At 56.3% G+C, this 20,407-nt stretch carries 21 protein-coding genes; 5 read left to right on the forward strand and 16 right to left on the reverse strand.

The genetic code is table 11. The features are described from left to right. The first annotated feature begins 12 nt into the window (after positions 1-12). The 4 genes from BJF97_RS05425 to BJF97_RS05440 all read left to right on the forward strand — a co-directional run bounded on the left by BJF97_RS05425 (position 13) and on the right by BJF97_RS05440 (position 3,579). Positions 13-939 (forward strand): ABC transporter ATP-binding protein, encoded by a 927-nt coding sequence (locus tag BJF97_RS05425; protein WP_014227952.1) that lies wholly within the window; start codon positions 13-15, stop codon positions 937-939. Beyond that, on the forward strand, positions 936-1,706 hold the full coding sequence (locus BJF97_RS05430) for an ABC transporter permease (protein ID WP_004098668.1): 771 nt from the start codon (positions 936-938) through the stop codon (positions 1,704-1,706). The genes BJF97_RS05425 and BJF97_RS05430 overlap by 4 nt, the downstream gene beginning before the upstream one ends. 121 nt (positions 1,707-1,827) lie before the next feature. Then, positions 1,828-2,268: a PTS sugar transporter subunit IIA gene (locus BJF97_RS05435; RefSeq protein ID WP_032694407.1), complete on the forward strand. Its 441-nt coding sequence runs from the start codon at positions 1,828-1,830 to the stop codon at positions 2,266-2,268. A 57-nt stretch (positions 2,269-2,325) separates the two neighbouring features. Then, complete coding sequence (locus BJF97_RS05440) at positions 2,326-3,579, forward strand: polysaccharide deacetylase family protein (RefSeq protein ID WP_025106512.1); 1,254 nt, start codon at positions 2,326-2,328, stop codon at positions 3,577-3,579. Position 3,580: 1 nt separating this feature from the next. On the opposite strand, the gene BJF97_RS05445 is transcribed toward BJF97_RS05440, so the two are convergent. The 16 genes from BJF97_RS05445 to thpR all read right to left on the reverse strand — a co-directional run bounded on the left by BJF97_RS05445 (position 3,581) and on the right by thpR (position 17,808). Further along, on the reverse strand, positions 3,581-4,657 hold the full coding sequence (locus tag BJF97_RS05445; RefSeq protein WP_032694406.1) for a fimbrial protein: 1,077 nt from the start codon (positions 4,655-4,657) through the stop codon (positions 3,581-3,583). Positions 4,658-4,671: 14 nt separating this feature from the next. Next, on the reverse strand, positions 4,672-5,298 hold the full coding sequence (locus BJF97_RS05450) for a fimbrial-like protein (protein WP_420914704.1): 627 nt from the start codon (positions 5,296-5,298) through the stop codon (positions 4,672-4,674). Between the two features lie 21 nt (positions 5,299-5,319). After that, positions 5,320-5,877: a fimbrial protein gene (locus BJF97_RS05455; RefSeq protein ID WP_032694404.1), complete on the reverse strand. Its 558-nt coding sequence runs from the start codon at positions 5,875-5,877 to the stop codon at positions 5,320-5,322. A gap of 22 nt (positions 5,878-5,899) precedes the next feature. Then, positions 5,900-6,481, reverse strand: coding sequence for a fimbrial protein (locus BJF97_RS05460; protein WP_014227958.1), 582 nt, complete (start codon positions 6,479-6,481; stop codon positions 5,900-5,902). Positions 6,482-6,505: 24 nt separating this feature from the next. Beyond that, entirely contained in the window at positions 6,506-9,061 is a 2,556-nt protein-coding gene (locus BJF97_RS05465; protein ID WP_032694403.1) for an outer membrane usher protein, read from the reverse strand. A gap of 45 nt (positions 9,062-9,106) precedes the next feature. Next, the gene (locus tag BJF97_RS05470) at positions 9,107-9,829 is read right to left on the reverse strand and encodes a fimbrial chaperone (RefSeq protein ID WP_014227960.1); all 723 of its coding nucleotides are present in this window, start codon (positions 9,827-9,829) and stop codon (positions 9,107-9,109) included. 63 nt (positions 9,830-9,892) lie between these two features. Further along, the gene (locus BJF97_RS05475; RefSeq protein WP_014227961.1) at positions 9,893-10,498 is read right to left on the reverse strand and encodes a fimbrial protein; all 606 of its coding nucleotides are present in this window, start codon (positions 10,496-10,498) and stop codon (positions 9,893-9,895) included. Positions 10,499-10,817: 319 nt separating this feature from the next. After that, complete coding sequence (gene panD / locus BJF97_RS05480; protein WP_032694402.1) at positions 10,818-11,198, reverse strand: aspartate 1-decarboxylase; 381 nt, start codon at positions 11,196-11,198, stop codon at positions 10,818-10,820. A gap of 93 nt (positions 11,199-11,291) precedes the next feature. Next, a complete protein-coding gene (gene panC, locus BJF97_RS05485) occupies positions 11,292-12,146 on the reverse strand; it encodes a pantoate--beta-alanine ligase (RefSeq protein WP_014227962.1) in 855 nt (284 codons plus the stop codon). An 11-nt stretch (positions 12,147-12,157) separates the two neighbouring features. Then, the gene (panB, locus tag BJF97_RS05490; RefSeq protein WP_004098680.1) at positions 12,158-12,949 is read right to left on the reverse strand and encodes a 3-methyl-2-oxobutanoate hydroxymethyltransferase; all 792 of its coding nucleotides are present in this window, start codon (positions 12,947-12,949) and stop codon (positions 12,158-12,160) included. A 119-nt stretch (positions 12,950-13,068) separates the two neighbouring features. Then, positions 13,069-13,548, reverse strand: coding sequence for a 2-amino-4-hydroxy-6-hydroxymethyldihydropteridine diphosphokinase (folK, locus tag BJF97_RS05495; RefSeq protein WP_014227964.1), 480 nt, complete (start codon positions 13,546-13,548; stop codon positions 13,069-13,071). Next, complete coding sequence (pcnB, locus tag BJF97_RS05500; protein ID WP_071881716.1) at positions 13,545-14,942, reverse strand: polynucleotide adenylyltransferase PcnB; 1,398 nt, start codon at positions 14,940-14,942, stop codon at positions 13,545-13,547. Before pcnB ends, folK begins: the two co-directional genes overlap by 4 nt. Positions 14,943-14,993: 51 nt before the next feature. Continuing rightward, a complete protein-coding gene (gluQRS, locus tag BJF97_RS05505; RefSeq protein WP_014837424.1) occupies positions 14,994-15,875 on the reverse strand; it encodes a tRNA glutamyl-Q(34) synthetase GluQRS in 882 nt (293 codons plus the stop codon). A gap of 60 nt (positions 15,876-15,935) precedes the next feature. Then, positions 15,936-16,391, reverse strand: coding sequence for an RNA polymerase-binding protein DksA (gene dksA / locus BJF97_RS05510; protein WP_004098689.1), 456 nt, complete (start codon positions 16,389-16,391; stop codon positions 15,936-15,938). A 164-nt stretch (positions 16,392-16,555) separates the two neighbouring features. After that, positions 16,556-17,272, reverse strand: coding sequence for a DNA/RNA nuclease SfsA (gene sfsA / locus BJF97_RS05515; protein WP_014227967.1), 717 nt, complete (start codon positions 17,270-17,272; stop codon positions 16,556-16,558). After that, entirely contained in the window at positions 17,272-17,808 is a 537-nt protein-coding gene (gene thpR, locus BJF97_RS05520) for an RNA 2',3'-cyclic phosphodiesterase (RefSeq protein ID WP_032694401.1), read from the reverse strand. Before thpR ends, sfsA begins: the two co-directional genes overlap by 1 nt. A 72-nt stretch (positions 17,809-17,880) precedes the next feature. On the opposite strand from thpR, the gene hrpB reads away from it, so the two are divergent. Then, positions 17,881-20,310: an ATP-dependent helicase HrpB gene (gene hrpB, locus BJF97_RS05525; RefSeq protein WP_064388485.1), complete on the forward strand. Its 2,430-nt coding sequence runs from the start codon at positions 17,881-17,883 to the stop codon at positions 20,308-20,310. Positions 20,311-20,407 lie beyond the last annotated feature (97 nt).

The following is a 20,407-nucleotide window of genomic DNA, read 5'->3' on the forward strand; positions in this document are numbered from 1 at the left end:
AAGAGACATTTAATGACCATTGCTCTGGAATTAAAACAGCTTAAAAAAACCTACCCCGGCGGGGTTCAGGCGCTGCGCGGAATCGATCTGCAGGTTGAGGCGGGCGATTTTTACGCGCTCCTGGGGCCAAACGGCGCGGGAAAATCCACCACTATCGGCATTATCAGTTCGCTGGTGAATAAAACCTCCGGCGAGGTCAACGTGTTTGGCTATGACCTGCAAAAGGATGTGGTGAACGCCAAGCGCCAGCTCGGCCTGGTGCCGCAGGAGTTCAACTTTAACCCGTTTGAAACCGTGCAGCAGATTGTGATTCACCAGGCGGGCTACTACGGCGTCGAGCGCAAAGAAGCGATCGCCCGTAGCGAAAAGTACCTTAAACAGCTCGATCTTTGGGAAAAACGCAACGAACGCGCGCGGATGCTCTCCGGCGGCATGAAGCGCCGCCTGATGATTGCCCGCGCGTTGATGCACGAGCCGAAGCTGCTGATTCTTGATGAACCCACGGCGGGAGTGGATATCGAGCTGCGTCGTTCGATGTGGGGCTTCCTGAAAGATCTCAACGATAAAGGCACGACGATTATCCTCACTACCCACTATCTGGAAGAGGCCGAGATGCTGTGTCGCAATATTGGCATTATTCAGAACGGTGAGCTGGTGGAAAACACCTCGATGAAGGCGCTGCTTTCCAAACTGAAATCGGAAACCTTTATTCTCGATCTGGCACCTAAGAGCCCATTACCGGTACTGGAAGGCTATCAGTATCGTCTGGTTGATACGTCGACGCTGGAGGTTGAGGTGCTGCGTGAGCAGGGGATTAACAGCGTATTTACTCAGTTAAGCGCGCAGGGCGTACAGGTATTAAGTATGCGTAACAAAGCTAACCGTCTGGAAGAGCTGTTTGTCACGCTGGTCCATGACCGGAAAGGAGAATCAGCATGATGCAGCTTTATTGGGTCGCGCTGAAAAGCATCTGGACCAAAGAGATCCACCGCTTTATGCGTATCTGGATCCAGACGCTGGTGCCGCCGGTCATAACTATGACCCTCTACTTTGTTATTTTCGGCAATCTGATCGGCTCGCGCATCGGTGAAATGCACGGTTTCACCTATATGCAGTTTATCGTGCCGGGCCTGATTATGATGGCGGTGATCACCAACGCCTACGCCAACGTGGCGTCCTCGTTCTTCAGCGCGAAATTTCAGCGCAATATTGAAGAACTGCTGGTCGCGCCGGTTCCCACCCACGTGGTTATCGCCGGCTATGTGGGCGGCGGCGTTGCCCGCGGTCTGTGCGTCGGGATTCTGGTGACGGCGATTTCGCTGTTTTTCGTACCGTTCCAGGTTCACTCATGGATATTCGTCGCCCTGACCCTGGTGCTGACCGCCGTGCTATTTTCGCTGGCCGGTCTGCTGAATGCGGTGTTTGCCAAAACCTTTGACGATATCAGCCTTATTCCGACCTTCGTGCTGACGCCGCTGACCTATCTCGGCGGGGTTTTTTATTCGCTGACCCTGCTGCCGCCGTTCTGGCAAGGGCTGTCGCATCTGAACCCGATCGTCTACATGATCAGCGGTTTCCGCTACGGTTTCCTCGGCATTAACGATGTTCCGCTCGCCACCACCTTCGGCGTGCTGGTGGTGTTTATCGTCGCGTTTTATCTCTTGTGCTGGTATCTGATCCAGCGCGGACGCGGGCTTCGCAGCTAATTTAGCCAACCACGGCGCTTCGCTGCCCCGTTCAGCGAAGCGCCGGCAAACAATTTTGATTGTCATCACCGATATTCATCTCTTCCCTTGCTACATTGTTTGCCTGCTAAGGAGGTGGGCGATGTTAGGTTGGGTGATTACCTGTCATGACGAACTGGCGCAGGAGATGCTGGATCGTCTGGAGAAAAAGTTTGGGCCGCTGACGCAGTGTCGGGCGGTCAACTACTGGCGTAATCTCAGCAGCAATATGCTGAGCCGCATGATGTGCGATGCGCTGCACGAGACGGACGGCGGAGACGGGGTCATTTTTCTGACCGATAAAACCGGCGCGGCGCCTTATCGCGTGGCGGCGCTGCTGAGCCATAAGCACACCCACTGTGAAGTGATTTCCGGGATCGACTATTCATTACTGGAATGTATGTATTTGCTGCGTCAGAGTCTGAGCAGCGAAGCCTTCCGACACGCCATTGTCACCGCCGGAGGCCCGGCGGTGAGCAGCCTCTGGCATCAGCAGCAAAAAAATCCACCTTTTCGACTACTGCATGAGCCGTACGGGAATTAGGCATTGGTATTGATGAGGCTTTTGTTACAATGACGGCAGTTCTTGTCTACCGGCTCGATGCGCATGTTTGCCCGAATTCTTGCTTTACTCCTCCTGTTCACGGCGCTAAGCGCCTCCGCCAGCCTGTTAAGCCAGCAGGGTGTGCCGGCACGTTATATGCAAACGACCGAAGATGCGGATATCTGGGCGCAGGTTGGCAATCAGGTGGTGAGCGTCGGTAACGTGCGGGCAGGGCAAATTCTGGCGGTAGTACCGACGGCGGCGGATTACTATGAGTTTAATTTTGGCTTTGCGACCGGCTTTATCGATAAAGGCCACCTGGGGCCGGTACAGGGTAAGCAGCGGGTGGAGGATAGCCTGGGCGATCTGCATAAGCCTCTGAGCAACCAAAACCTCATTACCTGGAAAGATACGCCAATCTATGATGCCCCCGCCGTGGGCAGCGCGCCATTTGGCACCCTGGCGAATAATCTGCGTTATCCGATTATCAGCAAACTCAAAGATCGGCTTAATCAAACCTGGTTTCAGATTCGTATCGGCAACCGCCTGGCGTGGGTGAGCAGTCTGGATGCGCAAGAAGATAACGGCATCCCTGTACTGACTTATCACCATATCCTGCGTGATGAAGAAAATACCCGCTTTCGCCATACCTCAACGACGACCTCCGTGCGCGCCTTCAGCAATCAGATGACCTGGCTACGCGACCAGGGCTATACCACGCTCAGCATGTATCAACTGGAAGGCTATCTGCGTAATAAAGTGAATCTTCCGGCGCGTGCGGTGGCGATCACCTTTGACGATGGGCTGAAGTCGGTCAACCGCTATGCCTACCCGATCCTCAAGCAGTATGGCTTTCACGCCACGGCGTTTATTATCTCGTCGCGCATCAAGCGCCATCCGCAGAAATGGGCGCCGAAATCGCTGCAGTTTATGAGCATTTCCGAGCTAAAACAGATCCAGGACGTCTTTGACGTGCAGTCGCATACCCATTTCCTGCATCGGGTTGATGCTGAACGTCATCCGATCCTCCTCAGCCGCAGCTATCACAATATTCTGTTTGATTTTGCGCATTCGCGGCGGGCGCTGGCGCAGTTTAATCCCCACGTACTGTATCTCTCTTACCCGTTTGGCGGCTATAACGCTAAGGCGGTCCAGGCCGCCAACGACGCCGGTTTTCATCTGGCGGTGACCACGGTGAGGGGGAAGGTAAAGCCGGGCGATAATCCGTTCTTGTTGAAAAGGCTGTATATATTAAGAACGGATTCGCTGGAGACGATGTCGCGGCTGATAAGCAACCAGCCGCAGGGGTAGATCAGAAATAATCGATGGTAAACGTGCCTATCGCTTTAAATTTTCCCGGCTTTAGCTCACCGGATGCGCGGGAAAGCCAGGCATCAAAGCTATAGTCATATGATGACGAATTGCTGACGCTTGTTGACGGCGACCATATTTCTAAACCGGGCTGCAGGTTGAAACCATCGGCGGTAGTGAAGTTCGACGCTAACCCTACTCCTACGCCAGTTGCCGCATCGCTGCCGGTGAGCGTATTGGTCATTAGCGTCACGCCGCCGGTCGCGCTCAATTCTGATTTAGGTGTGGCAAGCTTCATACGTACCCAGACGGTGTTATTGCATCCGCTTAACCTTAACGTAAACGGTGTTCTCGGCCAGTAGCCTTCCCGGAAAGATGAGAACATGACGTCGCCGAAGTTCACGTTATTGGTGCCGTTATTGACCATGGCGGAAGAACACGTTGCGGCCATGACCAGTATGCTAAAGCTGCTGGGATTGACGTTAATCGTCCACGGGTTATTGTCATCTGAATCTGCCGAACCGACGCGGATTTGACCCAATGTTCTTGAATCTTTAGGGTAAATTCTCATGTCGTGGTTGAGGTTTCCTTGAAAAGGGACGTCCTGATACAAGGTCACAGAGTACTTTAATTGCTGGTTATTCCAGTACGACTGATTGCCGCCGCTGACCCAAACCCAGTCCTTGCTGCTGGCCTCTGGCAAATATCCGCCGCCGCCGGCCTGGGTGTATATTCTTACCGCATAATAAATACCCTCTATATTTGTAGGGAAAAGTGCTCTGCCGTCTACGGTGGTCGGCGTGGCGCTTGGGTTGGTTTTTGCATAAAAATCAAATCCATCGTTTCCCGCATCGCATTCGGTCCGGAGAGCGTAACTGGACTGAATGTCGAAGGTAAGCAGCTCGGGTTTCTTGCTTCCCTGGTCACCTAATGCTGTCTTGAATGTTATTGGATAGGTGGTTACACCGTTGTTCAGCGTTAACGAGCCGCTTCTGCCATCGTCAAGATGGCACTCCTTGGCGCTGGCGCCAAAGCTCAGAGCCAGCAGCGCGAATGGGTATACCATCAATTTGATCATCTCATCCTCCCTGATCACTGGTAAATAGCGTCTACCAGGACATGACTGTTAACTTTCCCTGGGGTAACGGTGCCCGTATTTTGATAGCGGGCATAAAAATCGTAGCTGGCCAGATAGTTATCCGCTTTTGAAACATCAATAACCACGGCGGAGCTACCGTCGCTATTCACAACGTTACGGTTATCGTGGGTAGAAAAAATGACAATCCCGACGTTCTCCGCCCCGCCTGCGGCGGCTGGCGCTTCATTGATAAATACCTGCTGGCTTTCCACGGGCCAGATCCCATTTTGTGGCTTAAAGCCAAAGGTGAGAGTATTGACCGTCGTGGCATCGCCTGAGCAGCTTTCAACGTTCACGCTAAATAGCGTCCCGCTGGCAGGGTCGCCGGGCTGCAAACGCGAAGTGCCGTCATCGTTATAAAACCAACGGCGGGAAACCGTAGGTAGATGAACGGTTCCATTGCCAGAGATGGAAATCTGGCAGGTATTTTCCACAATATTGGCTGTCAGGGTGACGTCCAGCCCTTCTTTATTTTCATCCGCGGCATCCGCAAAATAAGGAGCCATGCACAGCCCGCCTGCCGCTCCCACAACCAGCAACGCCTTCCCAACTGGGCCGATTAGACGGATACAGAATGACATAGCGGTGCTGCTCCTTTTAACTTACTGATAGGTGATAACAAACGTGACGGGAGAGCTGACGCTACCCGCTGTGACGTTGGCTATTTTTCTATCTTTAGCGATAACAATGCGCGAAGCAAAACTGACGCTGAGCGAACGACCGCTGATGCTGAGCGTTTGTGAGGGCTTGTTATTACAGCTAAGCAACGTTCCCGTTCCGGACCCCCCTTGCCACACTTCAAAAGCCGTTGAGTTGCCTGCGGCAAAAGAGTCGCCGTTCGAACTTGGGCCCGAGCAGCCGCCACCGCTGCCGGGAATGACTTGATATTTGGCGGATTTCACCCCAGAACAGTTGCTAAAGGCTACCTTGAACGGTTCGCTGCGGCTTTGCTTAACCAGATCGGATTTAAATACATCGCCGAAATTCAGCGTACTCATGGGCTGACCGCTGGCGTTCTGAATCTGCGCCGTGCAGGTACCGGCTTGAATTGTCGAGGTAAAAGTGGCGGAAATGCTGCTGGTTCCGGTTATCTCGGCAATAGAGGGCGCAGAAAAAAGCAACGTGCCGACAACACCGCCCAGAAAAGAGATTTTTTTCATCAAGAGGTTCCTTTTCTGATGATTATTCGTAGGTGAAGTTGAAAGTGGCCAAAGCGCTAAAGGCACCCGTCGTGCCTTGTCCCGTCTGCGTTTCAACCAGCGTCGCGACCAGAGGAACTTCTTTGTTGTTAATTTCCTGGCTGGTCCATACCAGTCTACCCGTGTCCGAGCCCGCATTAATCACGAAAGGGGCATCGGTGGCGGAAGCTCTGGCGATAGTGATCCCAAGGGCTCCCGCAGCATCTGCCGTTGCGTTACCATTCAGAATCACCGTCTCTTTTTCCGCCGATTTCGTCCCGCTGATGGTGGTTTTAAGCGACTGCAGGCTGCTCGGGCATTCCGTGATTTTCAGCTTAAAGGTTGCCTGCGCCGCGCTGTCGCCGCTGATAATTTTATCCAGGCTCACTATGCCATTCGCGCCGACAGGAATGGTGTTGTTTTTGCCATCGCCGCTGCCGCCTTCAATGGCCATATCGCAGGTCGTTTCGCGCAGGTTAGCGGTAAAGGTGACATCCAGCGATGTTGCCTGACCCGGTAACGCGGTAGCGAGTAAAATGCCGCTACAGCCCAGCAGGCAGCGTTTTCTAAAACTGATTATCTTCATTCTGTTCCCTGTAAAAAAGTGCCGTTACATCTGGCAGCGTTGATGACTCAGTAGACGGGTAAGCCCCACTTTTCTATCGGCACCGCTATCAGCGAGCTGATAATGAACGGTGCAGCGTCCTTCGCGGCCGCTTCCCCAGATAACCTGTAGTGTTCCGCTTTCCGTGACGCCGCGAACATAGGCCATACCGGCCTGTCCGACCGTGCCGATAGATTCGCCCCGTTCGTTTTGCACATCCGCGCCGAGCGGGATAAACCCCTTGTCGGAGCGCTGAAGCTCCAGCAGGAGTGAGCGCCCTTCGTTGGTTTCGAAATCAACCCGCACAACGGAGCCACTGCGGGGGACCACGACCGTACTGGTATTCTTCACTTCAACATCTTCTTCCATTGTGTCGATGTTGAGACCGACGCTATTTTCCCGATAGGCGGATAAGTAAGGTTGAATGGCATAGCCAAAGCGATTAATACGCCCGTCGCCATTCGTTAAACGAGCGCCTTCCGCCCCGGAGGCGTGCACCAGCGCCAGGGTATCGGTATCGCCAATACTGCCCGGGGCCAGAGTCAAGCCGCCGGAATGCAGCAGCATGCCGCCGCTGTAGCTCATGGAGTACTGGCGGCTGTCATCATCGGAAGCAGAAGCCGACAGGCTTAAGGGCCCCCACGGGCTGCTGTAGCTGCCGTAACCGCCAACCTGGTTGATTGACGAGCCATCTGACCGGCTGGCGCTGGTGTTAAGGCTGTAGCTGAAGCGATAGTCGTCGGTATTGCCGTTGGCGCTGGTGGAGATGTTATTGTTCGACTTCAGGTCGCTGTTGAGGCTGGTATTGATGGTTGAAAAACCGAGCGGCCGTTTGTTGTGTCCCAGCAGGTTTTCCAGCGGAATACTCAGATTGAGGTAAACGCTGTCGTCCTTATCGCCATATTCGTTATAGGAACGCTGGAGTGAAACGCTATAGCTGGCCCATGAAAATGCGTCGTTATAACCGATAGAGTACTGGGAGGTAGAGGAGGTTTTGTTCCAGTAATCCTCCCAGCTACCGCTTACATACAGGTTGCCGCTGCTGGATTCCCAAAGGGATATCGGCTGACTCACATTGACCTGGAACTGATTTTTCATCCGCTGAAAACGGGAGTACTCCTGCTGCGACGCATTATCATGACGTTTGACGTTGCTATTTAAGGTGGCCGCGTCGCGTAACGACATATAGTTTTCGGTGGAGAAACGCCAGGCGGCAATGTTGAATGAGGTGTTTGATTCCCTGAGTAGTTTGCTCCACGTCACGCGATAGCTCTGGCCCGTCAGGGTCTCCAGATTATCCATAGCGGTTGTTGAATGCGTGATGTCAAAAGCGAACGCGCCGATGGGCGTATTCGTCGCGATACCTGCTAACCCGGCGTAGTAGCCGATATCCATATACTGAAAGCCAGCATAGCCGGTGAAGGTGTTGTTTAAGCCGTAATATCCCGTGGCGTAACCTAACCTGGGCCTGTCATGTAAACCGTCATCATGCAGTTCCCCGGCGCCGATATCCCAGCGTCCATATCCGGGCCTGAGCATTTGAGTGACCGATGAGTAGGGTACCGAGAAAGTACGGATGCTGCCGTCCGCTTCTTCAATGGAGACATCCAGGTCGCTACCATAGCCGGTAGTGCTGAGATCGGTGATAGCAAAGGGCCCCGGTGGGACGGTGGTTTCATAAATCTTATTACCGTTCTGCTTAATCACGATCTTCGCATTACTTTTCGCCACGCCGCGGATCTCCGGGGCGTAGGTTGAGGCGCCGCCGGGCAGCATGCGATCGTCATTGTAAAAACGTACGCCGCGCAGGCTGAACGAATCGAAGCCATCACCGCGGGTATAAGAGTCGCCGATCAGAAACTGCGAGCGTAATGCGGCGACATCGCGCTGGAGATAAATATCCTGGCTGGTGTAATCGCTACCGGAGTCTTCATCCCAGTTGGCGTTGCCCCTGGCCCGTAGATGCCAAGCGCCGACATTCACGCCGTACTTCAATCCGGCATAAACCGAATCGGAGCTGCTGCTGTCGCTTTCGTTATGCCAGGCGTTGAGATCGTAAGAAACCATCGCGGCGTTAATCCCGTTCTGCCAGAGTGAAGGATCGACGTAACCGTTAGGGTGTTTAAGGGTGTAAATTTGCGGCATTGAGAGCGAGAGCTCCTGGGTGCCGATATCATAATTCCACGTCGATTGCGGATACTGTTGCGCAATATCGATACAGGCCGCGGATTCGAGATCCATTCCCACCGTTTTTACGCCAATTTGCGCCAGCAGCTTTGCGGTGAAGCAGGGCGTTGCGCGAGGCGTACCGTTATCATTAAAGGTAAAATCCACCAGCATCTTCGGCTGATTATTCAGTAAAACTTGCGTCTTATAGGTGCCCGGCGGCACCGGATTCCCTTTAGAAAAACGGCTGACGTCAATATTGCTACCGGTACTGAATAAAAACTGATCGTTAAATTCAACTTCATCTGAAGCCGCTGAAAGCGCTTGTTCCGCCATTACTGAGGACGGCAGTGCAATATATAGCGTTGTACACAATAACGATCGACGAAAAAACATGTTGTCCCTGTTCTTGTAAAGGCTGAGGTCCTTCAGCAGTAACAATTAATTGATGGTGGCTTGATGTTTTTCGGTACCACCAAAATCGTTAATAGCGATATATTCAATTCCCCCTCCCTGTAATGCTGGCGCATTTTTAACGGGGATCGTTTCATGAGAGAGCGGAGGAATAGTGTGAGAATCGACCTCTATTTTTTTTCCCTTCACGGTAATGGTCGCTTTAGCCATTGATATATAATAAGGGCTGCTATTATTGGCGATTAACGCGGTTCCTTGCTGCGTCCATTGCAGATTACCGGCGGCAACCGCCGGATCGCCCTGCAAACCATCCGGGCGAAAAAACATCTTAATGCGGGTGCGAAACGCCAGCTGCAATGCGTTTTGGCTATCAGCATCTTTTGCTTTTGGCGGCACCTCAAGGACGTTAAACCAGAACAGCGATTCCCGATCCTGGGCCAGAGGTTGTTGGGTCCACGTAATACGTACGGTTTGCCCCTTCGACGGGTCGATGCGCGAGACCGGCGGCGTGACGACAAACGGCAGCTTCAGCTCCTGAGGATTAACGGTATCGCGACCGTCATCAAGCCACGACTGTACCAGCAGCGGGTTATTACCGCGATTTTCCATTTTAACGGTGACGTCTTTGGACGACTGGGGATAGATAATACGGGTGCCGGAAATAACGATATCCGCACGGGCATTAAGCGTACTGAACGCCGCGCTGGCGCATACCAGCGATGTCAGCGTAAGTTGGGTAAAACGATCCATAACCATCAGCTCCCTGCAATGCGCCTGCTTTCAGCCGCAGACGCACAATCCATTACGTTACGATTACTCGTAAGACATAGTAAACGTCGCGTTGCTCGTCACTTTACCCGCGGTGATATCGTTGGTGCCTTTCACCCAATCGGCGCCTGGAACGTAGGCAACGCGATAAGCCAGTACGCCTTCGCCGCCTTTCAGGGTGGCGACCTGCGTGTTGTTATTCGGCAGGCCAACCTGAATGCGACTGGTGTCGGTGGTGCTGTTGTTAAACAGCGCCAGGCTCACGTTATCGGCATGACCGGTGACGCTCGGATCGGTTTTCAGCGTGCCGTTAGAGAGTTCGGCAAACTGCTGAGAGGTAAAGGTCGCGGATGCTTTGGTCAGCGTGTCCGGGCAGCTGCTCAGGTGCAGTTCGAACTCTTTTGAGCCAACGCCTGCATCAACGCTGGTACCTTCAACTTCTGATTTTTTTACCACCGGCATGCTAATGGTGACGTTGTTTGCATTAATGCCGTTATTAGTGGTGATGGTGCAAGTGGTATCAGAAACTGCGCCATCAAATGTGATAAGACCAACGTCGTTACCGATTGTAGTTACCGTATCTTCAGCAAATGCGGAAGCGGAGCCCAAAGCCAGAATAATTGATGCGGCAGCAATGGTTAACTTATTCATAGATAAACATCCATATAAAATTAAACTTTCCCATAACGCGTGGGAGCAGCCTAAATAATATTTAGGTGCCAATGATTCTATTCTTTTAGATGAGGGCTAATACTTAATATTTTTACAAAATAATGTAAGTAATGACGGATTGATTTTTGCTTTCTATGTGTGATAAGGGGGTAAGTCTATTTTTAAATAATCTAATGATGTGATTGAGAAAGGTAGCGGGGGGGGGTAATATTGATCACAATGATCATATTATATCGAAGAATAATATAAATCAAAAAAAATAATAGCTCCGGATAGAGTTCCGGAGCTATTGATAATATCAGGCAACCTGCACCGGAATCGCTTTGGCCTGGCGCTTCATTTCGTTTTCGCCTTCGAAATAGGCCACTTTCGGCTGCCAGGTGCGGGCTTCTTCGTCATGCATGGTGACGAAGCTGGCGATAATCAGAATATCGCCGACGCTCGCACAGTGTGCCGCCGCGCCGTTCACGGAGATAATTCGCGAACCGCGCTCCGCGGCGATGGCGTAGGTGGAGAAACGATTACCGTTGGTCACGTTCCAGATATGAATTGCCTCGTTTTCAAGGATGCCGGACGCATCCAGGAAATCCTGATCAATAGCGCAGGAGCCTTCATAGTGCAGGTCGGCCTGCGTGACTTTTACGCGGTGGAGTTTGCCCTGCAGCATATTACGAATCATAACGTCTACCTTTAAAGCTTAACGATAACAAAGCGGACGTGACGCCCGCCTTGAGGAAATTCCAGGCAGTATTGCCCGATTTTTAACCCGTGTCTACCGAACGAGCGCCACTATCTGGTTGTCGATCAAACGCGCTTCGCCGAGCCATGCCGCCATCAGGATCACCGCGCGCTGGCTGTTTTCCGTCAGGTCGAGCAGCGTGTCGGCATCGCGGATCTGGATATCATCGGCGCGGAAGCCTTTTTCGTTCAGCTCCTGCGCGGCAATCGCGATAATCTCGTCAAGATTGCGCTCGCCGGCCGCCAGCTTCTCCGCCGCGCCATTCATCACCTTATACAGCCCCGGCGCAACTTTGCGCTGATCTGCGCTGAGATAGCCGTTGCGTGAACTGAGCGCCAGCCCATCTTTCGCGCGCATAATCGGTACGCCGATAATCTCGATGTCGTAGCCCATATCGGCCACCATTTTGCGGATCAGCGCCAGCTGCTGGAAGTCTTTTTCGCCGAAGCAGGCGACGTCCGGCTGGATCAGGTTGAACAGCTTGCTGACGATAGTGGAAACGCCGCGGAAGTGGCCCGGACGACTGGCGCCCTCGAGCATCGTCGACAGCCCCGGAACATCCACGTAAGTCTGATTTTCGAGGCCGTGCGGATAGATTTCCGCCGCGGCAGGGGCAAAGACAAAATCGACCTTACGCTTGTTCAGCTTTTCGCAATCGTCCTGCAGGGTACGCGGATAGCGCGCCAGATCCTCGGCGCGGTCGAACTGCATAGGGTTGACGAAGATACTGGCCACCACCACATCCGCGCTGGCTTTGGCGGTATCAACCAGCTTCATATGACCATCGTGCAGGTTGCCCATGGTGGGAACCAGCGCAATGCGCTTGCCTTCCTGGCGTAAACGACGGATATGCTGGCGCAGCAGCGGCAGGGTTTCAATAATCAGCACAACAACACTCCTTAATGGAAACTGTGTTCTTCGCCCGGATAGACGCCGGACTCCACTTCGGCAACATATTGCCGTACCGCGGCGCGCATGTCGCCCGCTGTGCTCAGGAAATTTTTGGCAAATTTGGGAATATGGCCGCCGGTAATGCCGAATGCGTCATGCATGACGAGGATTTGCCCGTCGGTGACGTTGCCCGCGCCGATGCCGATCACCGGGATGGTTAACGCCTCGGTGACGCGTTTCGCCAGCTCGACCGGTACGCACTCCAGCACCAGCAGCTGTGCGCCCGCCGCTTCCAGCGCCAGCGCGTCATCCAGCAGAACTTGCCCGGCATCGCCGCGGCCCTGAATTTTATAGCCGCCGAAGACGTTCACCGACTGGGGCGTCAGACCGAGGTGCCCGCACACCGGCACCGCGCGCTCGGCAAGCATTTTCACGGTGTCCGCCAGCCATGCGCCGCCCTCGATTTTGACCATATTGGCTCCCGCGCGCATCACGATGGCGGCGTTCTCGAAGGTCTGTTCCGGCGTGGCGTAAGCCATAAACGGCAGATCGGCGAGCAGCAGACAGTTGGGCGCTCCGCGGCGCACCGCGCGCGTGTGATAGGCAATGTCTTCTACGGTCACCGGCAGGGTGGAGTCGTGGCCCTGCACCGTCATGCCCAGCGAATCGCCGACCAGCATCACGTTGATACCCTCATCGGCAAACAGCTTCGCAAAGCTGTAGTCGTAGGCGGTGATAGTGGCGAAGCGTTTCTTCTCCTGTTTGCATTTCTGCAGCAGGGCGATAGTGGTCGGTTTCATAACGTTTCCTGATGATGAAAGTCATTTTAACCGGCATTCTAGCAGCCGCATTCAGGGGGGCAATGGTTTTAGGCAACCGATTACCACGATCGCCGTAATTGCTAAAAAATGAAGGGGTATTACCAGGCGGCGGGTTTTTCCGCGCCGAGATTGGCCAGCACGTCGCGCAGCGCCGGGCCGTCGGGGAAACGCAGCTCAGGGGCGATTTCAAACAGCGGCCACAGCATAAAACCGCGGTTTTGCATATCGTAGTGCGGTACGGTCAGGCGCGGGGTGTTAATCACCTCATTGCCAAACAGCATGATGTCGAGGTCCAGCGTGCGCGGTCCCCAGCGTTCAGCTTTACGCGTGCGGCCCTGCTGCAGTTCGATGCGCTGGGTGTGATTGAGCAGCGCGTCTGCGTCCAGGGTCGTTTCCAGCGCCACGGCGGCGTTGAGATAGTCAGGCTGATCCTGTGGCCCCAGCGGCGGCGTACGGTAGAAAGAGGAAACGCTTATCACCCGGCTGCCAGGAATCTCCGACAGCGCGTTGACGGCAGCGTTAACCTGCTCCAGCGGCGAGGCCAGATTGCTGCCGATAGCGATATAAGCGAGCGTCATGCGCTACCTTCGCGACGCGGCGCGCGTTTGCGCGGACGGCGGTGGCGGCGACGTGGAGCCGGATCGTCGCCTAAATCATCCAGCATATCTTTCTGAGCCGGCGGCGCGGCGACCTGGAACTCGCCCCACCATTTGGTCAGGCGCTGTAGTTCGCTATTGTTCTCTGCGCCGGCGCGCAGCTCCAGCAGATCGTAGGCGGCGCGGAATTTGGGATGCTCCATCAGCTTCCACGCGCGTTTGCCCTGACGGCGGGACATCCGTAGCTGAAGCTGCCAGATGTCGCGCACCAGGGTGGTGATGCGTTTCGGGATCGCCAGCGTACGGCAGGCCTCGTCCAGCACGTCGTTCATCGCCAGCGCGAAGGCGTCGTAGTAGGCCAGCCCGCTTTCCTGGGCGATTTTCTGCGCGGTTTCCAGCAGCGGGTACCAGAACATTACCGCGAACAGGAACGCCGGATTAACGCGCATATCGTTGCGAATGCGGTTATCGGTATTCTTCAGCACCTGGCTGATGATGCGCTCCATCGGGCTATCGCCGCGCTCGGTGAAGTAGCGGGTAATGGTCGGGAACAGCGGCTGGAACAGATTATATTCGCGCAGCAGGAGATAGGTTTGATAGCCGTCGCCGGCCTGCAGCAGCTTTAACACTTCTTCAAACAGGCGCGCCGGGGGCACATCGTGCAGCAGCGTCGCCAGGCGCGGAATCGGTTCGGCGGTCTCTTCGCTGATGCTCATACTGAGCTTCGCCGCAAAACGCACCGCGCGCAGCATGCGCACCGGATCTTCGCGATAGCGGGTTTCCGGATCGCCGATCAGGCGGATGACGCCATCCTGCAGATCTTTCATGCCGCCGACGTAGTCGCGGACGGTGAAATCCGCCACGCTGTAATAGAGGCTGTTGATGGTAAAGTCGCGACGCTGGGCGTCTTCTTCAATCGAACCGAAGATATTGTCGCGCAGCAGCATGCCGTTCTGGCCGCGCTGGGAGGTGACGCGATCGGTGGTGTGGCCTTCGTGATGGCCGCGGAAGGTCGCGACTTCGATAATTTCCGGCCCGAACATCACGTGCGCCAGGCGGAAGCGACGGCCGACCAGACGGCAGTTGCGGAACAGCTTACGCACCTGCTCCGGCGTGGCGTTGGTGGTGACGTCAAAATCTTTGGGTTTTTTGCCCAGCAGCAGATCGCGTACGCCGCCGCCGACCAGCCACGATTCGTAGCCCGCCTTATTGAGTCTGTACATGACCTTGAGGGCATTTTCACTGATATCTTTGCGGGAAATTGCATGCTGCTCGCGCGGGATAACCGTCATATGTAGTTGTTCGACGGCGGCTTCTGCCTCGCGCTCTTCACGGCTTAGCACCTTACGGCAAAAATTAGCGACTCGGGTAAAAATGGTACACCTCGTAGTGTCAGACGGACTTCAGGACAAAAAAATAGCGGCTAATCATAGCTCAGCAGAACGCATTTGAGAATGCTGGATTTGCTCCGGCCGCCAGTTCGCTACCGCGTACTTGAGTAAATCCTCAATGCTCAGCGTCTGCCATTCCTGAATGACATCCTGATTAAGAAACGTTAGCGCCCGCACAATTTCCGGGCGCGGATCGCCTGTAGATAACGCCGGAGCGTGGTTTTGCTTCGACAGTTTATTGCCCTGCGCGTTGAGGGCCAGCGGCAAATGGATATAGTCCGGCGCCTGCCAGCCAAAATGCTGATAGAGCGAAATTTGCCGCACCGTCGGCTCGATAAGATCGGCGCCGCGGACGATTTCGCTGACGCCCTGAAAATGATCGTCCACCACCACCGCCAGATTATAGGCGAACAGCCCATCGCGACGGTGGATAATAAAATCTTCACGCGCCAGAGGCTCGTCGGCGACGATGGTGCCGCGTAGCTGGTCATAAAATTCAAGGACCGGACGCGTTTGCCGCAGGCGCAGAGCGGCGTTTTCCGCGCCGAGGCGTAAATCCCGGCAGTGGCCGTCGTAAAGGCCGCCAATAGCGTGGATACGCGCGCGGGTGCAGGTGCAGTAGTAGCAGAGGCCCTGCTCGCGTAGCCAGGCCAGGCGCTCACGATAGGCTTCGTGGCGTTTTGACTGCCAGAGTACCTCTCCGTCCCAGTGCAGGCCGAAGTGCTCTAACTGACGAAGAATAGTCTCGGCGGCGCCGGGGACTTCACGCGGCGGATCGATATCTTCAATGCGCACGCGCCAGATACCGTTCTGCGCCCGAGCCTGGAGATAGCTGCCAAGCGCGGCAATCAATGAGCCGAAGTGGAGTTCGCCGGAAGGTGAGGGGGCAAAGCGCCCGATGTAGTGGGAATCTGTCATCGTATGACTAAAGCATCAGGGCGGGAGAAAGCTCCCGCCAGAGATGCGTCAGCGAAGTGATTAGCCTGCCATCTGTTTTTCGCGAATTTCCGCCAGCGTTTTGCAATCAATGCACAGGTCGGCGGTCGGACGCGCTTCCAGACGACGGATACCAATCTCAACGCCACAGGATTCACAGAAGCCGAAATCTTCGTCTTCGACTTTTTTCAGCGTTTTCTCGATCTTTTTGATCAGTTTACGTTCGCGGTCGCGGTTACGCAGCTCCAGGCTGAACTCTTCTTCCTGAGCGGCACGGTCTACCGGATCCGGGAAGTTAGCAGCTTCATCCTGCATATGCGTTACGGTGCGATCCACTTCATCCCTAAGTTGATTACGCCACGCTTCAAGAATGCGCTTGAAGTGCGCCAGCTGGGCTTCGTTCATATACTCTTCGCCCGGCTTCACTTGGTACGGCTCCACCCCAGCGATGGAGAGAATACTCAGGGACGATGTTTTACGGTTTTGCCCTTCTTGCATGTTGCTTCTCCTTAACACGCACTATCGATCCCCGTGTTGGGGGAAAAATCAGGCCGCTATAAATAGCAGATGCTTTTCCGGATAGCAATTATCTAAACGTTACACTTGACAACCCTGTGAGGAAAAGCGTATTTGCGCTCGCGACCCGAATACTATTTAGCCGTTTATTTACCGGGGGTTAACACCACGGTAATCGGCTTATTCAGAGTCATCATCTCGGTAGAAAGTTCCGCCTTGTAGGCGAGAATTTCCACCCCCTTGTTTTGCGCCTCAATCAATAGCTGTGCGTATCTGGCATCAATATGATGCGCGGGTGAGAAACGGTCTATCGCCGAGTGCAGCACGGCGAACAAAATCACCGCCCGATCGCCCGCTGCCGCCACGCTCATCAGCTCCCGCAAGTGCTTCTGACCGCGTGCGGTAACCGCATCGGGGAAGTAACCGTATTCCTTTTCCGCCAACGTAACCGATTTCACTTCAATATAGCAGTTTTGTTGGTCATCTGCTTGTAACAGAATATCAATGCGGCTGCTTTCATCACCATACTTCACTTCGCTTTTCAGCGCGTTATAGCCCAAAAGCTCGGGAATATTTCCTGCCAGAATCGCCTCTTTTGCCAACGTGTTAGCACGTAGAGTATTAACACAAATTGTCGCGCCCTCTACGGTTTCAGTTAATTCCCACGTGTGGGCATATTTGCGCTTAGGATTATCTGAGGTGGAATACCAGACGGTATCGCCCGGCGCGGCGCAGCCGGTCATGGCGCCGGTGTTGGGGCAGTGCAGGGTCAGCTCGCGACCGTCGGGGGTGACCACGTCGGCGAGAAACCGTTTGTAACGTTTAACCAGGGTGGCGGACTGCAGGGGAGGAGTGAACAGCATCAGCTTTCCTTGTCGAAGGGATAACGTTCCAGCGCCTGATAGCGGGTGCGCCCGCGGCTAAAGCTGGATTCGTAGAGCACAAATTCGTTGACCGCAAACGCCCAGCTAAATCCGGGCGGCGGAATCGGCACCGCGTGGCGCGCGTCGCGCAGCAGGGTGATATGCGGATGAAACGGCTGCGGGCTCTGATAGCAGCCGCTGCGGGCGGCCTGGGCGCGCAGCATATTCGCTAATTGCAGCACTCCGCGCGGCGGCTGACGGGTGCCCAGCCACACCACCCGCGAACGCAGCCACTGCCCGGCATCGTCAAGCGTCAGGGTAAAGCCCGGCTGGCGGATCCGTCCGGCCATCGCTGACAGCGCCCGCTGCTTGTCCGCGCTCACCTCGCCAAGAAACGCCAGCGTCAGATGGAGGTTAGCCGCCGCCACCGGTCGCCCCGCATCGCCGGGAAAGCTGACGGCGCGCCAGTGCACGATCTGCTGCTGAACGTCCCCGGGAAGTTCAATGGCGAAAAACAGCCTTTTCGGCTCGGACATGATAGAGACTCGGTAATGAATTACCGGGATGCTACAATGCTTGCCCGCAAATGTTAACCTCCGGAGCGTTTCGTGTCCTCATTGCCGGTTGCCGCCGTCCTCCCTGAACTTCTTTCTGCCCTGCGGCATGCGCCGCAGGTTCTGCTTAATGCGCCAACCGGCGCCGGGAAATCCACCTGGCTGCCGCTGCAAATCCTCGCCGAAGGTAACATCAACGGACGCATAATCCTGCTGGAGCCGCGGCGGCTGGCCGCGCGTAACGTGGCGCAGCGGCTGGCGGAACTGCTGGGAGAGAAGCCCGGCGAGACCGTGGGCTATCGCATGCGCGCGGAGACCTGCGTCGGGCCGAACACGCGCCTCGAAGTGGTGACCGAAGGTATTTTAACGCGGATGATCCAGCGCGATCCGGAGCTGAACGGCGTGGGGCTGGCGATCCTCGATGAATTCCACGAACGCAGCCTGCAGGCGGATCTGGCGCTGGCGCTGCTGCTCGACGTTCAGCAGGGGCTGCGCGACGATCTCAAACTGCTGATTATGTCGGCGACGCTGGACAATGAACGCCTGCAGCGGCTGCTGCCGGAGGCGCCGGTTATCGTTTCCGAAGGGCGCGCGTTTCCGGTTGAGCGGCGTTTTCTGCCGCTGCCGGCCCATCAGCGCTTTGACGAGGCGGTGGCGGTGGCCGCCGCGGAGCTGCTGCGCAGCGAAAATGGCTCAATGCTGCTGTTTCTGCCCGGGGTGGGAGAGATTCAGCGCGTTCAGGAGCGGCTGGCGGAGCGGGTGGCGAGCGATGTGATCCTTTGCCCCCTGTACGGCGCGCTGCCGCTGAGCGAGCAGCGTAAGGCGATACTGCCCGCGCCCGCCGGGATGCGCAAAGTGGTGCTGGCGACCAATATCGCCGAGACCAGTCTGACCATCGAGGGGATTCGGCTGGTGGTGGATAGCGCCCAGGAGCGCGTCGCCCGCTTTGACGCCCGCACCGGGCTCACTCGCCTGGTGACGCAGCGCATCAGCCAGGCCTCAATGACCCAGCGCGCCGGACGCGCCGGGCGCCTGGCGCCGGGTATCTGCCTGCATCTGCTGGCTAAAGAGCAGGCCGAGCGCGCGGCGGCGCAGGGCGACCCGGAAATTCTGCAAAGCGATCTGTCGTCGCTGCTGCTGGAGCTGCTGCAGTGGGGATGCCAGGACCCGGCCCAGCTCAGCTGGCTGGATCTGCCGCCTGCGACCAACCTGGCGGCGGCCCGGCGTCTGCTCACAGACCTTTCTGCGCTGGAAGGCGAGCGGCTGTCGGCGCGCGGGCGCAAAATGGCGGCGTTGGGCAACGATCCGCGCCTGGCGGCGATGCTGACCGCGGCGGAGGATGCCGATGGCGCCGCCACGGCGGCTAAACTGGCGGCGATCCTTGAAGAGCCGCCGCGCGGCGGCAATAGCGATCTTAGCGCGGCGTTTGCCCGTCAGCAGGGTAACTGGCAGCAGCGGGCGCAGCAGCTGATGAAAAGGCTGGCGGTTCGCGGCGGTCAGCCCGACGCCGACAGCATCGCGGCGCTGCTGGCCTCCGCTTTTGCCGACCGTATCGCCCATCGTCGCGGCCAGGAGGGGCGCTACCAGCTGGCTAACGGGATGGGGGCGATGCTCGACGCCGACGATGCGCTGGGCCGCCACGAATGGTTGATTGCGCCGCTGCTGCTGCAGGGAAGCGCATCGCCGGACGCGCGGATCCTGCTGGCGCTGCCGGTCGATATTCACGCGTTGATTGAGCAGTGTCCGGCCCTGGCCCGGCGTTCCGATATCGTCGAGTGGGATGAGGCGTTAGGAACGCTGAAGGCCTGGCGGCGCACCTGTATCGGACGCCTGGTGATTAAGACCCAGCCGCTGGCGAAGCCGTCGGAAGAGGAGCTGCACCAGGCGATGCTCAACGGGATCCGCGAGAAGGGACTGAGCGTGCTAACCTGGACGCCAGAGGCGGAGCAGCTGCGTCTGCGGCTACACTGCGCGGCGCGGTGGCTGCCGGAGGAGGCGTGGCCGGCCGTTGACGAGGCGTCGCTGCTGGCCTCGCTTGAACAGTGGCTGCTGCCGCAGATGGCGGGCGTCCATTCGCTGCGCGCCCTGAAGGCGCTGGACGTGCGTCAGGCGCTGCAAAACTGGCTGCCGTGGCCGCTGCGCCAGAAGCTGGACAGCGAGCTGCCCACGCACTATACGGTGCCGACCGGTAGCCGCATCGCGATTCGTTATCACGATGAAAACCCGCCGGCGCTGGCGGTGCGGATGCAGGAGATGTTTGGCGAGGCGACCACTCCGACTATCGCCCAGGGGCGCGTGCCGCTGGTGCTGGAGCTGCTTTCGCCGGCGCAGCGCCCGCTGCAGATCACCCGCGATTTAGGCGCCTTCTGGCAGGGGAGCTACCGCGAGGTGCAAAAAGAGATGAAAGGGCGCTATCCCAAGCACGTCTGGCCCGACGATCCGGCCAATACCGCCCCGACCCGGCGCACCAAAAAGTATTCGTAGCCGGAGAGTTCCCGGGTTGCGGCGTAAACGCCTTATCGGGGCTACCGGACCAGTACCGCCAGTAGCCCTGCTAAGCGCAGCGCGAGCAGGGGATGTT

Origin of the sequence: Klebsiella sp. LTGPAF-6F (assembly GCF_001753185.1) — a bacterium.
Lineage (GTDB): Bacteria > Pseudomonadota > Gammaproteobacteria > Enterobacterales > Enterobacteriaceae > Klebsiella > Klebsiella michiganensis.